Below are 15,385 nucleotides of genomic sequence, written 5' to 3'. Positions count from 1 at the left end.
GTGGATTTTTTTTTATTTACATTAACGATTCCTCCAAAAGAAAGGCGTTAATAAAATCAGAACAGTAAACAACTCCAAACGCCCAATTAGCATTAAAAAAGCGGCCCACCATTTCCCTAAAGCTGGTAAGGCAGCGTAATTATTAACAGGGCCAAAATCGCCAAAAGCTGGACCGACGTTTCCTAAACTAGAAGCTGCTATTCCTATGGACGACATAAGATCCAAACCAAACATGGAAAACACCAAAGAACCTACAATAAAGGATAACATGTATAAGATAAAGAAGGCTAGAATATTAAAAACAATATCACCTGTAACGGCTCTGGAATTATAGCGAACAGGTAATATAGCATTGGGATGCAAAGCGCGTTTAAATTCTAAAAAACCATTCTTTATTAAAATTAAATGACGTACTACTTTTACACCACCAGAGGTACTTCCTGCTGAACCACCTAAAAACATCAGCCCAAAGAAAAACACCACTAAAAATGGCGACCACAAGGTATAATCGGCTGTTATAAAACCCGTTGTAGTTATCACGGTTAGCACCTGAAACAGACCATGACGAAAGGCACTTTCAGCCTCTCCCCAAACCATAGGGTGCGCTATAGATGAAAGCGATGGATCTGCTTTAAAATAAATAATGGCTGCAGCTATCATCGTAAAAATCACAATAAAAGACAAATAAAGTTTAAACTCTTCATCCTTTAATATTTTTTGAATTTTCCCTTTAAACGCAAAATAGCTTAATACAAAATTAGTACCTGCCAAAAACATAAATAGAATGATGATGTATTGAATTATTGGTTGATCATTCCAATAGGCGACACTTGCATTTTTAGTTGAAAAACCACCTGTAGACAACGTACTTAATGCATGGTTCATGGCATCGAATAGATTCATTCCTGCTATTTTTAACAAAATTGTTTCGGCAACGGTATACCCAAAATAAATAAGCCATAAACGTTTAGCAGTATCAGTAATTCTTGGATGCAATTTATCGGCATTGGGTCCAGGAGCTTCAGCAGCAAATAATTGCATACCACCTATTCCTAAAAGTGGTAAAATAGCTATGGCTAACACAATAATTCCCATACCACCTATCCAATGCGTCATGCTACGCCAAAAAAGAACCCCTTTTGGGATAATTTCAATATCGTTTAAAATGGTAGCTCCAGTGGTTGTATAACCAGACATGGTCTCTAAAAAAGCACTGGTAAAATCTGGAATAGCTCCTGTAAAAACATAAGGCAAACATCCAGAAAATGCCATAATAAGCCAACCAAAAGTAACCACCACATAACCTTCACGCTTATCCATAATTTTTTTATGGTCTCGTGTGGGATACATCATTGAAACACCTATTAAAAGCGTGCTTAAACCGGCTAAAAGCAACTGAAATGTAACACCATCTTTATAAATAAAGCTAATAAGTGTAGACACGAGCATAAAGCCGCCATTAAATAGAAGCAACAATCCTAAAAAGTGAAAAATGATTTTATAGTTCAGTTTCATACTTATAAGAACAGTTTTTCAACTTCTTTAATAGAACGTGGTAAACCGCATATAACGACTAAATCACCTTCTTGAATCTTGAAATCTCCTAAAGCTATATTTCCAATGCCATCTCTTATAACACCGGCAATAATTGCTGATCTAGGAAAACCAGCATCTTTAATTAATTTATTACAAATTTTTGAACGTGCTTTTACTTTAAACTCTAAAAGCTCGGCATCCATATTATTCAGTTTGGTCATGGCTAATACTTCACCACGCCTCACATATCTAAAAATGGTATTAGCCGCTAACAGCTTTTTATTTATTAAAGTATCTATTCCTATGGATTGCGACAACTCAAAATAATCCATGTTTTCTACCAAAGAAATCGTTTTTTTAACGTGTTTCGATTTTGCCACCAAACTAGACATGATATTGATTTCACTGTTACCAGTAACGGCAATAAAAGCGTCCATATCGCCAATATTCTCTTCATCTAGCAAATCTACATTACGACCATCACCATTTATTACTAGAACGTTTGGCAGCTCATCAGCAATATCAAAGGCACGATTTTTATCTTTTTCTATTAATTTTACATTAAAGCCACTATTTGCAAGATCACGAGCCGTTTTATAACCTATTTTACTGCCACCAAGGATCATAACATTCTTGATATCTGTATTTGTTTTTCCCGTAATTTTGCACAATTCTTCAGCACCACCTTCCGATGTGATAAACACCACATGATCGCCTTCTTTTAATTGCGTATCACCTCTTGGAATAATGGTAAATTGTGTTCCAAAACGCTGTATTGCAATGGGGACAAAGTGTATTTCCGGAAATATTTCGGCTGCCTCTTTAACTGTTTTTCCTGCAAATGCCATGGTTCTAGACAAATCTAAACCAACCATGGTTAGTGCACCATCTTCAAAAGCATATGTATCACTGAATGCTGATTGCGACAATAACAATCTGATTTCTGAAGCTGCTAAAGCTTCTGGTGAAATGAGTTCATCTATACCAAATTTGGTAAATCCAACTTCGTCTTTGTGTTGAATAAACTCGGTGTTTGAAATTCGTGCAATGGTTCGTTTAGCGCCTAATTGTTTGGCTAGTACACATACAGTAATGTTTGTTGTTTCAGAGGACGTTACAGCAATTACCAAATCACTTTCGGCAACGCGTGCATCTTTTAAAATGGAAATAGACGTTGAGTCGCCTTTCATAACTTTAATATCCAAATGATTATCTGCATTTAACAAACATTCTTTATTGGTATCAATAAGTGTAATTTCTTGCGATTCAAAAGACAATAGTTTAGCTAAATGAAATCCAACTTCACCAGCTCCCGCAATAATAATTTTCATCTGCTTACTTTTATTCTTTTTTCAATAGTCATCAGCGGAAACCAAAACAAATAAACCTATTAAAATTTAGCATCGTAATGCCAGGGATTAATTCGTTTCCGTTTCAATTTTTTTTCTAAAAAGTAGTACAAAGATAAAGGAAAAATTAGGACAAACATAAATTCAATAGGATATAATAAATTACTATCTAGTTGCTTAATGGTTGTGTAATAGTTTATATTTGCGAAAAAAAAATATAAGTTGTCAAAAGTAAATCCTTATAAAGACAGTGACCTTGGAAAGAAAGAACAGGTTACAAAAATGTTTGATACAATTTCAGGAAATTACGATGGTTTAAATCGTGTTATCTCATTTGGTATTGATGTGTCTTGGCGTAAAAAAGTAGTCGCTATTGTAAATGCTAGCAATCCTGAAACAATATTGGATATTGCTACAGGAACTGGCGATTTAGCCATTATGCTTGCCCAAACTAAAGCACAAAAAATTGTTGGTTTTGATATTAGTAGTGGCATGCTAGAAATAGGCAAGAAAAAAGTAGCCCACAAAAATTTAAACAATCGGATAGACATGGTTTTAGGTGATTCTGAAAACATGCCTTTTGAAGACAATTCGTTTGATGCCATTACAGTTGCTTTTGGAATACGCAATTTTGAAACTTTAGAAAAAGGCTTGTCAGAAATTTACCGCGTTTTAAAACCTGGAGGCACGTTTGTCATACTGGAAACATCTATGCCTACTAAAACACCTTATAAACAAGGCTATAAATTTTACACTAAAAATATTTTACCCGTAATAGGAAAACTATTTTCAAAAGATAAAACGGCTTACGCCTATTTATGTGAATCAGCCTCTGTTTTTCCTTTTGGTGAGGAATTAAACAATATTTTGCGTAAAATTGGGTTTACTAATGTGAATGACTTGCCACAAACATTTGGTGTAGCCACAATTTATACATTATCAAAATAGTTTTTATGAGAAAACACCTTTTCCTTTTTGGTTTCATTTTACTATCGCAAGTAGCTTCAGCTCAATTGTTTTCAAAAGAAAAAATTAGAAATCTTGAAACTGAAGACAAAAAGCGCTTGAGTTATGGTTTCTTTTTAGGGTACAACAGTTATGATTTTAATTTTGATTACAATACGGATCAGGCTGATATTTTAGTAGAAAAAACGGGAGGCTTTAGTGTTGGTTTAATTGGAAATCTGCGTATTATGGAATACATGGATCTACGCTTCGAGCCTGGTTTATATATTACAACACGGAATTTAGTTTACAATGAAAGTTATTTTCAAGGCATGGAATTTACCGATACCGATTTAAAACGCGAAGTAAAGTCTACCTACATCCATTTCCCGTTGTTAATGAAATTTTCCACCAAACGTATAAACAATTTTAAACCGTTTGTTGTTGCTGGTTTATCTACCGCATTAAATTTATCGAGTAACGAAAACAACCCAGATGACAATAGCAGCGGACAATTTAGAACCAAAAAGAACATGTTCTTTTATGAGGTTGGTTTTGGAGTTGATTTCTATTTATACTTTTTTAAATTCACCCCTTCTATCCGAGGTGTTTTTGCATTAAATGATGAAATTATTCAAGACAAGGATCCTAATAGTCCGTGGACAAGCAATGTAAATAGCATGAAAACACGTGGTGTGTTTCTAAATTTCACGTTTCAATAATTGTTAGTTGTATATTATTTATTGATAAAAACCACATAATTAATACACGCCACAACTAAAACCAAACACCTTAACAACTACCGCCTTTTAAATTCACTCAACAAAATAGCCGTTGCAGTAGCCACATTTAGGCTTTCTGTTTCTTGAATGGAGCCAAAACGCGGAATGCTAATTCGTTTTGTTACCAGCTTTTCAATGGCCTCGGAAATGCCATTAGCCTCATTCCCCATAACCAAAACACCTTCTTTCATGAGTGTTTCTTGATACACCGTATTACCATCCATAAAAGCACCGTAAACAGGCAGAGATGTTGAACTTAAATAGTCATTCAAATCTGTATAATGTATTTGAACACGCGTAATGGAACCCATGGTTGCTTGGATAACTTTTGGATTAAAACAATCTACTGTTTGCTCACTACAAACCAAATTATAAATACCAAACCAATCACATAGTCTAATAATAGTGCCTAAATTTCCTGGATCGCGAACCGCATCTAAAACTAAAATAAGTCCTGTTTTAGGTAAGGGTTTTGAATCAGGAATTTTAAAAACTGCTAAAGCCTGATTGGGCGTTTTCAAGAAACTAATTTTTTTTAAATCGGTTTCAGTTATAAGTGTTTCTAAAGAAGTATCTAAATTAAAAGTAATCCGTGTGTAGAGTTGTTGTAATACCAAATTTGAATTTAAAAGCTCTTGGATTGTTTTGATACCTTCAGCTACAAACAACCCATGCTGTTGCCGATACTTTTTTTGTTTTAAACTCGTTAGTAGTTTTATTTTATTTTTTGATAACATGAAATAGCTTTTAAATGATTGTAAAGACATTAAAAACACTAAAATATAATGCTTTCAAAATGTGTCCTTATATATATGCTTTATTTCAAATGAAATAATGTATTTTTGAATCAGTTATTAGATTTTTATTCAGTCTGAAATTTACACAAAAAGCATCACTAAATTTTTATAATTAGGTATCCTTGAGAATCCATTCTTCAAAAATAGCATTTTATATTACTTTCACCCTGTTTTTGGTTTCTTGTAATACAATAAAACGTGTAGGAAAAGATGAACAATTATTAGATAAAAATACAGTTTTTGTAAATGAGAAAGTAAATAACACTGAAACAATCAACAACTTAATTTATCAAAAAACAAACCGAAAACTACTAACCATACCCATCAGGCTACATATCTATAATTTAGCACGGCCAAATATAGATTCCATTTTAAAGGCCAATATTGCTAAAAAACCTAATCGTGAAGAAAACTTGGAACGTTTTCTATCGAAAAAACAACTGGATCAATATATCGCATCCCGTAAAGGCTTTAATAATTGGTTAAAAACTACAGGTGAAGCTCCCGTTATACTCGATGAAGAAAAAACAAAACGCTCCTTAAACCGTTTAGAAGCCTATTATTTTCATAATGGATGGTTTACGGCTAAAGCCACTTCTGAAACAACAAAAATTGACTCTAATCGCGCCAAAGTAGATTATTATGTAAAAACTGGCGACCCTTATTTTGTAGATTCATTAAGCGTAAATATCTCGTCACCAAACATAGATAGCTTATATAACAAATCCAAAAAGCAATCTTTCATTCAGTTAAACAAACAGTATAAGACCGTTACTTTTGAACAGGAAAAAGACCGATTAACTAATTATTTTAGAAATCATGGCGTGTATCATTTTAGTGAAGACTATGTCTATTTTGAAATGGACACGATTGATACAGACAAAAAAGTAAAAGTAGAATTACAAATTCAGGATCGATTAATAAAAAATGAAGATTCATCTAGACGCGAACCGTTTTCTATCTACACCATTAAAGACGTTAATATTTATACCGATTACTCCTATAGCAACCGGAACAAACCTCAAAAAGATTCAACCCAATACAAAGGCTATAACTTGTTTAGCAACAGCAAACTTCGTTTCAAGCCAAAGGCTTTAACAGATGTTGTTTTTATTACACCAGATTCAACCTTTAGAGATCGAGACAGAACGTTATCTTACAGACATATTTCCGAATTACGCACCTTTAAATACCCTAACATAGAATATGTTGAAAATGCCGATACCACACTAACGGCTAATGTGTATTTAACACCGTTAAAGAAATTTGGTTTAGAATTTAGCGCTGAAGTTTCACAGAGTAATATTCAAACTATTGGGCTCTCTTTTAATCCATCAGTACTCATGCGAAATGTTTTTGGTGGTGCTGAAACCTTACAACTCACAGCCTTTGGATCCATTGGAGCCTCTAAAGATGCCGCCAATGATGAGGATAAGTTTTTTGATATTAATGAATGGGGAGCCGATTTAAAATTAACCGTTCCACGCCTACTTCTCCCCTTCAATACCGAAAAATTGATACCTAAAAGTATGTCGCCAAGTACACGCATGAGTATTTCCACCTCAAGTCAGACCAATATTGGTTTAGATAAACAGACCCTTACAGGAACATTAAATTACCGCTGGAAACCAAACTTTAAAGTCACAAACCGATTCGATTTATTTAGCATCCAATATGTAAAAAACTTAAATCCTGATAATTATTTTAATGTTTACAGTACTTCCTACAACACTTTGAATGATATTGCTCAAGATATCAATTACATAGGACCAGACGATGAATTAGGCATTCCAGATCAAGCCAATCAGTTCATTCAGGAATCCATTGGAGACAATCCTCCAAGTGGCTTAACAGCAGACAATATTCAAAATATCAACTATATCAATGAACGTCAAGAACGTTTAACCGAAAACAACCTTATAATTGCATCCAGCTATAATTATGTTCGGGATAACCGAACCAGTTTGTTTGATGAAAACTTCTCCATATTTCGAGGTAAAATTGAATCGGCGGGAAACCTACTTTCATTAGCATCCAATGCATTTGGAGCAGCTAAAAACATGAATGATAATTTTGAAATTTTTGATGTAGCATATTCACAATACATCAAAACGGAACTCGATTATATCAAGCATTGGGATTTAGGCAAGAAACAAGTTTTAGCACTACGCAGCTTTTTTGGAATAGCCATTCCCTATGGAAACTCGAACAGTATTCCCTTCTCAAAAAGTTTCTTTGCAGGTGGTACCAATGATAATCGTGCATGGACCGCCTATAGTTTAGGTCCTGGAAGTTCAGATAGTAACGATGAATTTAATGAAGCAAACATGAAACTAGCCTTCAATTTAGAATACCGTTTTAATGTTTTTGGCGATTTTTATGCCGCCTTTTTTGCAGATGCAGGAAATATATGGAACGTTTTAGATAATATTGAAGATCCGCAGGCAACCTTTACCAGCTTTCAATCTTTAGAAGATATTGCACTTGGAACAGGATTCGGATTACGATACGATTTTGGTTTTATTATTTTCCGTTTTGACACAGGTTTTAAAACCTATGATCCCTCCTATGAAATGGGCAACCGCTGGCTAAATGATTATAATTTCACCAATGCTGTTTATAACATTGGTATCAATTACCCGTTTTAAGCTATTAATTTTATTATTTTTGTTTCACTAAAAAACTAAAAATTATGTCACATTCTATAAAACCAGGCGTAGCAACTGGCCAAGAAGTTCAAGCTATTTTTAAACTTGCTAAAGAAAAAGGCTTTGCACTACCAGCTGTTAATGTTGTTGGGTCCAACACTATAAATGGCGTATTAGAAACAGCTAGAGATTTAAATGCACCCGTAATTATTCAATTTTCAAATGGTGGTGGTGTTTTTAATGCTGGAAAAGGCTTAAGTAATGAAAACCAAAAAGCAGCTATAGCTGGCTGTATAGCAGGCGCCAAGCATGTACACCTTATGGCAGAAGCCTATGGTGTTCCCGTAATTTTACATACAGATCATTGTGCTAAAAAGTTATTACCTTGGATAGATGGCTTATTAGAAGCAAGTGAACAGCATTTTAAAGAAACTGGGAAACCACTTTACAGCTCGCACATGATTGATTTAAGTGAAGAGCCAATTGAAGAAAACATCGAAATTTGTAAGCGCTATTTAGAGCGTATGAGCAAAATGGGGATGACCCTCGAAATAGAATTAGGTATTACAGGTGGCGAAGAAGATGGTGTGGATAATACGGATGTAGACGATTCTAAACTATACACACAACCAGAGGAAGTAGCTTATGCCTACGAAGAGTTAAGCAAAGTAAGCCATCAATTTACTATTGCAGCAGCCTTCGGGAATGTACACGGTGTTTACAAGCCTGGCAATGTAAAACTCACACCTAAAATTCTTAAAAATTCGCAAGCACATATTTCAGAAAAATTCAATGTAGCACCTAATCATATCGATTTTGTATTCCATGGTGGGTCAGGCAGTTCCGTTGAAGAAATTCGTGAAGCTATTGGTTATGGTGTCATTAAAATGAACATTGATACCGATATGCAGTATGCCTTTACTTCTGGCGTTCGTGATTATATGAAAGAAAAGGAAGCTTATTTACAAGCTCAAATAGGAAATCCAGATGGTGCTGATGTACCCAACAAAAAATATTACGACCCTCGTGTTTGGTTGCGTAAAGGAGAAGAAACATTTGTTGCCCGTTTAAAAAAGGCCTTTGAGGACTTAAACAACGTGAACACTTTATAAAATAAAAGTGCAAAAAACACGCATTTAAAATTAATCGTGTAATTTTGCTTGTATAACTAACGCGAATCTTAACGCTTTTAATAGTAAAAGTTGAAAATCGCATAATTTAAAATCGTTAATCACTATGTCTTGGTTTAAACGAAAAGAAAAAGGAATTCAAACTTCTACGGAAGAAAAAAAAGACACACCCAAAGGGCTGTGGTATAAGTCGCCAACCGGAAAAATTGTTGACGCTAAAGAATTAGAGCAAAACTTTTATGTAAGTCCTGAAGACGGCTATCATGTAAGAATTGGCAGTAAAGAATACTTCGAAATCTTATTCGATGATAATAAATTTAAGGAATTAGATATTAAATTAGAATCTAAAGACCCCTTAAAATTTGAGGATACTAAAAAATATCCAGACCGTTTAAAAGCAGCTCAAGAAAAAACCAAACTACAAGACGCGGTACGTACAGCAGTAGGAAAATCTAAAGGAAACGATTTAGTAGTTGCTTGTATGGATTTCTCATTTATAGGTGGCTCTATGGGTTCTGTGGTTGGCGAAAAAATAGCACGTGCTGGACAATACGCCTTAAAGAAAAAAATACCATTCATGATTATCTCCAAATCTGGAGGAGCACGTATGATGGAAGCTGCTTTATCCTTAATGCAATTGGCAAAAACGTCTGTTGTATTGGCACAATTAGCAGATGCTGGCATTCCGTATATATCCTTATGTACCGACCCAACTACGGGAGGTACAACAGCATCTTTTGCCATGTTAGGCGATATTAACATTGCAGAACCTGGTGCTTTAATTGGCTTTGCAGGACCTCGTGTAGTTCGGGACACAACAGGACAAGATTTACCAGAAGATTTCCAAACATCGGAATTTTTATTAGAACACGGTTTCTTAGATTTCATTACACACCGAAAACATTTGAAAGATAAAGTCAATTTATATATTGATTTAATTACCAATCAGCCATTAAGAGCGTAAAAACACATTTTTATCAGTAATAAAATTTTAAAGAGAAGCTGTCTTTTTTTTACAAAAAATAGCTGAATAATTAAAATTTACTATATTTGCAGCTTGAAAGAAAAACTTTCATATACATAACAATCATTTACAATAATATTAGAATGTATTTATCAAAAGAAGAAAAGCAAGCGCTTTTCGCAAAACACGGTAAAGGGAAAACCGATACTGGAAGCGCAGAAGGCCAAATTGCCATTTTTACGCAACGTATTGAACATTTAACGCAACACTTAAAAACAAACCGTAAAGATTACAATACGGAGCGTTCATTAGTGATGTTAGTAGGAAAGCGTCGTGCTTTACTTGATTACTTAATAAAGAAAGATATTTTAAGATATCGTGCTATTATTAAAGAATTAGGATTAAGAAAATAATCACAATATAAGAGGCTTTGCGCCTCTTTTTTGTTTTAGTAATAACTCATTCGCAAGAGTCAAAAATTCGTAAATAAGAAGCTAGATCCTGCTATATTCCGGTAATTATCGGGACAGGACTAAAGGTTTTTCATTGGTTCACAACAACTACACAACACAACTACCAATGTTTAATTTGAATTAAAAATTTATGATTCCAAAAGTATTTAGAGAGGTCATAGACCTTGGTGATGGTAGAGAAATTTCCATCGAAACCGGTAAACTAGCAAAGCAGGCTCATGGTTCTGTTGTTGTTCAGTCAGGGAAATGTATGTTATTATGTACCGTTGTTTCCAATTACAAACAAAGCGATGTTGATTTTTTACCATTAACGGTAGACTACAGAGAAAAATTTGCTGCAGCAGGTCGTTATCCAGGAGGTTTCTTCAAAAGAGAAGCTAGACCAAGTGATGGCGAAGTATTAACCATGCGTTTAGTAGACCGTGTATTACGTCCGTTGTTTCCAAAAGATTATCACGCTGAAACACAAGTAATGATTCAGTTAATGTCTCATGATGATGACGTAATGCCAGATGCTATGGCAGGTTTAGCCGCTTCAGCAGCTATTCAATTATCTGACTTCCCTTTTGAATGTCCAATCTCTGAAGCCAGAGTTGCCCGTGTAAATGGCGAATTTATTATCAATCCAACACGAGCTCAATTAGCTGAATCTGATATTGATATGATGATAGGTGCTTCTGCTGATTCGGTCATGATGGTTGAAGGTGAAATGGATGAAATTTCTGAAGAAGAAATGGCTGAAGCGATTAAGTTTGCTCACGAAGCCATTAAAATTCAATGTGCCGCACAAATAAAACTAGCCGAAGCTTTTGGAAAGAAAGAAGTTCGTGAATATGCACCAGAAAGAACAGATGAAGATTTAGCCAAGAAAATTCATGGTATGGCTTATGATAAAGTGTATGCAATTGCCAAAGCTGGATCGGCAAAACATGAAAGAAGTGCTGCATTTGCAGAAATAAAAGAAACTATTAAGGACTCTTTTTCCGAAGAGGAACAAGAAGATTTTGGCGACTTAATTTCAAAATATTACTCCCAAGCAGAAAAAGCTGCTATTCGTGATTTAACTTTAAATGAAGGTTTACGTCTAGACGGTAGAAAAACAGATGAAATTCGACCAATATGGTGTGAGATAGATTATTTACCATCCACACACGGTTCAGCTATTTTTACACGTGGTGAAACTCAAGCTTTAGCAACTGTAACATTAGGAACATCAAGAGATTCAAACCAAATAGATATGCCATCTTTTGAAGGTGAAGAGCGTTTCTACTTACACTATAATTTTCCACCATTTTCAACTGGTGAAGCACGCCCAATTCGTGGAACGTCTCGTCGTGAAGTAGGTCATGGAAATTTAGCACAACGAGCTTTAAAAGGCATGATTCCTGACGAATGTCCTTATACCGTACGTGTAGTTTCTGAAGTATTAGAATCTAATGGTTCGTCTTCTATGGCAACTGTTTGTTCTGGAACTATGGCTTTAATGGATGCTGGTGTACAATTAAAGAAACCCGTTTCAGGTATTGCCATGGGTTTAATTTCTGATGCAGGAACTGGAAAATATGCTGTATTGTCTGATATTTTAGGTGATGAAGATCATTTAGGCGACATGGACTTTAAAGTAACTGGTACTGCTGATGGTATTACAGCTTGCCAAATGGATATTAAAGTAAAAGGATTATCCTATGAAATATTAGTAAACGCGTTAAAACAAGCACGTAATGGCCGTTTACATATTTTAGAAAAACTAACAGATACTATTGCAAAACCAAACGCTGACGTTAAGGAGCATGCACCTACTATGGTAACAAGACGCATTCCTAACGAATTTATTGGTGCCTTAATTGGTCCTGGAGGAAAAGTAATTCAGGAAATGCAAAAAGAAACAGACACGACTATTGTTATTAATGAAGATCCAGTAACAGAAGAAGGTATAGTTGAAATTTTAGGTGTTGGTAGAAAAGGAATTGATGCTGTTATAGCAAAAATTGATGCTATTTTATTCAAACCTGAAGTAGGCAGTATATATGAAGTGAAGGTTATAAAAATGCTAGATTTTGGTGCTGTTGTAGAATATACAGATGCACCAGGAAATGAAGTATTATTGCACGTAAGTGAATTAGCCTGGGAACGCACCGAAAACGTATCAGATGTTGTAAACATGGGCGATGTTTTTGATGTGAAGTATTTTGGTATTGATTCTAGAACACGCAAAGAAAAAGTGTCTCGTAAAGCTATTTTACCTAAACCAGAAGGTTTTGTTGAAAGACCTCCAAGAGATGACAAACGTTCTGGAGGACGGGATAATCGTGGATCTCGTGACAACAACCGAGGACGTGACAACCGTCGTGACGACAGAAAACCAAGAAACGACAAAAAAGATTAATATTTCTTTTTATCATTTATATATTAAAAAGCCTATTCAAATTAACGAATAGGCTTTTTTTCTTATCTTTAGTTGTAATCCATTAATATTCAAGTATGAACGCTATTACTCTAAAGCCATTTACACACAAATCACAGTCTTGTATTGCTATTAAATTTGAATTTAACGCATCGGTAAAAGCCTACTTAAAATCTATAGAAGGTGTTACTTGGAGCCAAACGCATGGCACCTATTATATGGCACACAGCAGCCAAAACAAGCAACGTCTTTATAAAGCGTTACGATTAAAAAATTACTATGTAGATTATAGCGCACTAACCACTAATAAAGTGACAACAAAGCCTAAAGGGCAGTATACACCTGTAAGGCTTCCAAAACTTGACGACCCTTTAAAAACCAATTTAACAAGCTACAAAAAATGGCTAGAACAGAAGCGTTTAAGCAATAATACAATTCATACATATGTAGAAGTCACTGCATTTTTCTTACGGTATGTTCAGTTAAAAAACCTACCCATATCGGTTCGGTTAATTGAGCAATTTAATTACGATTTTATTGTAAAACCAAATAAATCCATTTCCTATCAAAATCAGTGTATAAGTGGTATAAAGAAATATTTGGAATATACTGGATTTGTTTTGACGACTTTAAACATTGAACGACCTAAAAAGGCAAAAAAACTACCAGAAATTTTAAGCAGTTACGAGGTTAAAACAATGTTAGATAGCATACTTAATTTAAAACACAAAACCTTACTCTCGTTAGTTTATTCGGCTGGTTTACGAATAGGTGAAGCCTTATCCATTAGAATAACGGATATTGATAGTAAGCGGATGGTGATTCATATAAAATCGGCTAAAGGCAAAAAGGACAGATACACGTTACTCTCAAAAAATTTTCTAGATTTATTAAGGTTATATTATAAGGCTTATAAACCAAAAGATTTATTATTTGAGGGACAGGATGGCACACTTTATAGCAGATCAAGTGCACAATCCATACTAAAAACAGCTGCAAAAAAGGCCAATATAAAAAAGCCTATAACATTGCATACACTTAGACACAGTTTCGCTACACATTTACTTGAAAATGGTACTGATATAAGATACATACAAACCTTGTTAGGGCATAGTAGCCCCAAAACAACTATGATTTACACACATGTAAGCGAAACAAGTATCCGAAATATTAAGAATCCTTTTGACAATATGTAAAAGTATACTACATTTAGAAACACATAAGTTTACTTTTCAATTGGTGTTTAATAAGCTGATTCGATATTACAAAAACATAAGCATATCCCTCCAGATTGGAAAGATATCCTGAAAGAACTTATGCATATAATTAAGTTAGCAAACATTTGAAAAACCAAACTTTATGAAAAAAAACAAATTATTTTTAGCCCTAATTTTACTAAACATTGTATTATTTTCTTGTTCATCTGATGATAACCCTGTAACACAAGAACCTGAACCAGAACCAGAAGAAACAATCAAACTCGTTAAAACAGAAAAAATATCCGACACTAGAAAAGTTGATTATATTTACGATGGAAACGATTTACTTTCTAGTTTGACTGGAGTTTATAACAGCTTTATATATGTTTCTGACTTCACTTATAACTCTACAAATAAAATAACGGAATGGAATTATCAAGAGAGTGGTTCATCAACTTACAGCGACAATTACGCATACTCTTACGATGCTAATGGAAAACTATCCAGCTACACAGCAAATAATGAAAGTGTAAATTTAGAATACAATAACAACATAGTAACTGTTACTGGAATGATTGAAGGCAATGCAGGTTCGTCAGCTGATTTAGAATTAAATCCCAATGGATTAATTATTAAATTAACTGAAAGTAATCAATATACAAATTTCGAGTATGATTCGAATGGAAATATGACAACAGCTAAATCCTATGATAACTCTGACAACCTTTTGCTTGAATACACTTTGACTTATGACAATAAAGTAAATCCTTTTTATGGACAATTAGAATCTATATACATTGAGCGTTTCATAGAATTCTTTTGGGAATTTGAAGGAATATATATAAGCGGATTTGAAGGTTATAGTTTTCCTTTTTTAAAGAACAACATAGCTTCAATTTCTAAAACAGGAGCAGAAACTACAACATACACTTATACTTATGACAGTGATGATTATCCAACCAATGTATTTGGAGACACTTCTGGGAATACAATTACATTTGATTTAGAATATTATTAAAAAACGTTTGCTAACACTGTATATAAAAAATGCGTAGTTTAGTGCTAAATCAAAGGAAAGTGCGTACTTGCTTTCATCCGATTTTCGTTCCGAAAATCCTCTGACACAAGCACGCACTTTTCATATACAAACACGTTACC

12 protein-coding genes are annotated in these 15,385 nt (G+C 34.3%); 9 read left to right on the top strand and 3 right to left on the bottom strand.

The window, feature by feature from the left end; genetic code table 11:
* Nucleotides 1–21: 21 nt before the first annotated feature.
* Together BM239_RS12555 and trkA are read right to left on the bottom strand one after the other, a co-directional pair.
* Entirely contained in the window at nucleotides 22–1,515 is a 1,494-nt protein-coding gene (locus BM239_RS12555; RefSeq protein WP_092209166.1) for a TrkH family potassium uptake protein, read from the bottom strand.
* A 2-nt stretch (nucleotides 1,516–1,517) separates the two neighbouring features.
* Complete coding sequence (trkA, locus tag BM239_RS12550; RefSeq protein ID WP_092209164.1) at nucleotides 1,518–2,867, bottom strand: Trk system potassium transporter TrkA; 1,350 nt, start codon at nucleotides 2,865–2,867, stop codon at nucleotides 1,518–1,520.
* Between the two features lie 240 nt (nucleotides 2,868–3,107).
* Between trkA and ubiE the strand changes: the two genes are divergently transcribed.
* Complete coding sequence (ubiE, locus tag BM239_RS12545) at nucleotides 3,108–3,833, top strand: bifunctional demethylmenaquinone methyltransferase/2-methoxy-6-polyprenyl-1,4-benzoquinol methylase UbiE (protein ID WP_092209162.1); 726 nt, start codon at nucleotides 3,108–3,110, stop codon at nucleotides 3,831–3,833.
* A gap of 5 nt (nucleotides 3,834–3,838) precedes the next feature.
* On the top strand, nucleotides 3,839–4,552 hold the full coding sequence (gene porT, locus BM239_RS12540; protein ID WP_092209160.1) for a type IX secretion/gliding motility protein PorT/SprT: 714 nt from the start codon (nucleotides 3,839–3,841) through the stop codon (nucleotides 4,550–4,552).
* Between the two features lie 77 nt (nucleotides 4,553–4,629).
* Here porT and BM239_RS12535 read toward each other — a convergent pair whose 3' ends face one another.
* The gene (locus BM239_RS12535; protein ID WP_092209466.1) at nucleotides 4,630–5,349 is read right to left on the bottom strand and encodes a TrmH family RNA methyltransferase; all 720 of its coding nucleotides are present in this window, start codon (nucleotides 5,347–5,349) and stop codon (nucleotides 4,630–4,632) included.
* A 182-nt stretch (nucleotides 5,350–5,531) separates the two neighbouring features.
* Between BM239_RS12535 and tamL the strand changes: the two genes are divergently transcribed.
* From tamL to BM239_RS12500, 7 genes are all read left to right on the top strand, one after another.
* Entirely contained in the window at nucleotides 5,532–8,057 is a 2,526-nt protein-coding gene (tamL, locus tag BM239_RS12530) for a translocation and assembly module lipoprotein TamL (protein ID WP_245758238.1), read from the top strand.
* A gap of 44 nt (nucleotides 8,058–8,101) precedes the next feature.
* Entirely contained in the window at nucleotides 8,102–9,169 is a 1,068-nt protein-coding gene (gene fbaA, locus BM239_RS12525; RefSeq protein WP_092209156.1) for a class II fructose-bisphosphate aldolase, read from the top strand.
* A 124-nt stretch (nucleotides 9,170–9,293) separates the two neighbouring features.
* Nucleotides 9,294–10,151: an acetyl-CoA carboxylase, carboxyltransferase subunit beta gene (gene accD, locus BM239_RS12520; protein ID WP_092209154.1), complete on the top strand. Its 858-nt coding sequence runs from the start codon at nucleotides 9,294–9,296 to the stop codon at nucleotides 10,149–10,151.
* 143 nt (nucleotides 10,152–10,294) lie between these two features.
* The gene (rpsO, locus tag BM239_RS12515; RefSeq protein WP_092209152.1) at nucleotides 10,295–10,564 is read left to right on the top strand and encodes a 30S ribosomal protein S15; all 270 of its coding nucleotides are present in this window, start codon (nucleotides 10,295–10,297) and stop codon (nucleotides 10,562–10,564) included.
* Nucleotides 10,565–10,754: 190 nt separating this feature from the next.
* Nucleotides 10,755–13,010 (top strand): polyribonucleotide nucleotidyltransferase, encoded by a 2,256-nt coding sequence (locus BM239_RS12510; protein WP_092209150.1) that lies wholly within the window; start codon nucleotides 10,755–10,757, stop codon nucleotides 13,008–13,010.
* A 95-nt stretch (nucleotides 13,011–13,105) separates the two neighbouring features.
* Nucleotides 13,106–14,224: a tyrosine-type recombinase/integrase gene (locus tag BM239_RS12505; protein WP_092209148.1), complete on the top strand. Its 1,119-nt coding sequence runs from the start codon at nucleotides 13,106–13,108 to the stop codon at nucleotides 14,222–14,224.
* Between the two features lie 163 nt (nucleotides 14,225–14,387).
* A complete protein-coding gene (locus tag BM239_RS12500; RefSeq protein WP_092209146.1) occupies nucleotides 14,388–15,245 on the top strand; it encodes a DUF4595 domain-containing protein in 858 nt (285 codons plus the stop codon).
* Nucleotides 15,246–15,385 lie beyond the last annotated feature (140 nt).

The sequence above is a fragment of the Algorimicrobium echini genome (assembly GCF_900115185.1).
GTDB classification, from domain to species: domain Bacteria; phylum Bacteroidota; class Bacteroidia; order Flavobacteriales; family Flavobacteriaceae; genus Algorimicrobium; species Algorimicrobium echini.
This window is presented reverse-complemented; position numbering and strand designations above follow the sequence as displayed.

Coding starts and splice junctions, on each gene's coding strand:
- BM239_RS12555 (WP_092209166.1), bottom strand. CDS start 1,515: ATGAAACTGAACTATAAAATCATTTTTCACTTTTTAGGATTGTTGCTT.
- trkA (WP_092209164.1), bottom strand. CDS start 2,867: ATGAAAATTATTATTGCGGGAGCTGGTGAAGTTGGATTTCATTTAGCT.
- porT (WP_092209160.1), top strand. CDS start 3,839: ATGAGAAAACACCTTTTCCTTTTTGGTTTCATTTTACTATCGCAAGTA.
- BM239_RS12535 (WP_092209466.1), bottom strand. CDS start 5,349: ATGTTATCAAAAAATAAAATAAAACTACTAACGAGTTTAAAACAAAAA.
- fbaA (WP_092209156.1), top strand. CDS start 8,102: ATGTCACATTCTATAAAACCAGGCGTAGCAACTGGCCAAGAAGTTCAA.
- accD (WP_092209154.1), top strand. CDS start 9,294: ATGTCTTGGTTTAAACGAAAAGAAAAAGGAATTCAAACTTCTACGGAA.
- rpsO (WP_092209152.1), top strand. CDS start 10,295: ATGTATTTATCAAAAGAAGAAAAGCAAGCGCTTTTCGCAAAACACGGT.
- BM239_RS12510 (WP_092209150.1), top strand. CDS start 10,755: ATGATTCCAAAAGTATTTAGAGAGGTCATAGACCTTGGTGATGGTAGA.
- BM239_RS12505 (WP_092209148.1), top strand. CDS start 13,106: ATGAACGCTATTACTCTAAAGCCATTTACACACAAATCACAGTCTTGT.
- BM239_RS12500 (WP_092209146.1), top strand. CDS start 14,388: ATGAAAAAAAACAAATTATTTTTAGCCCTAATTTTACTAAACATTGTA.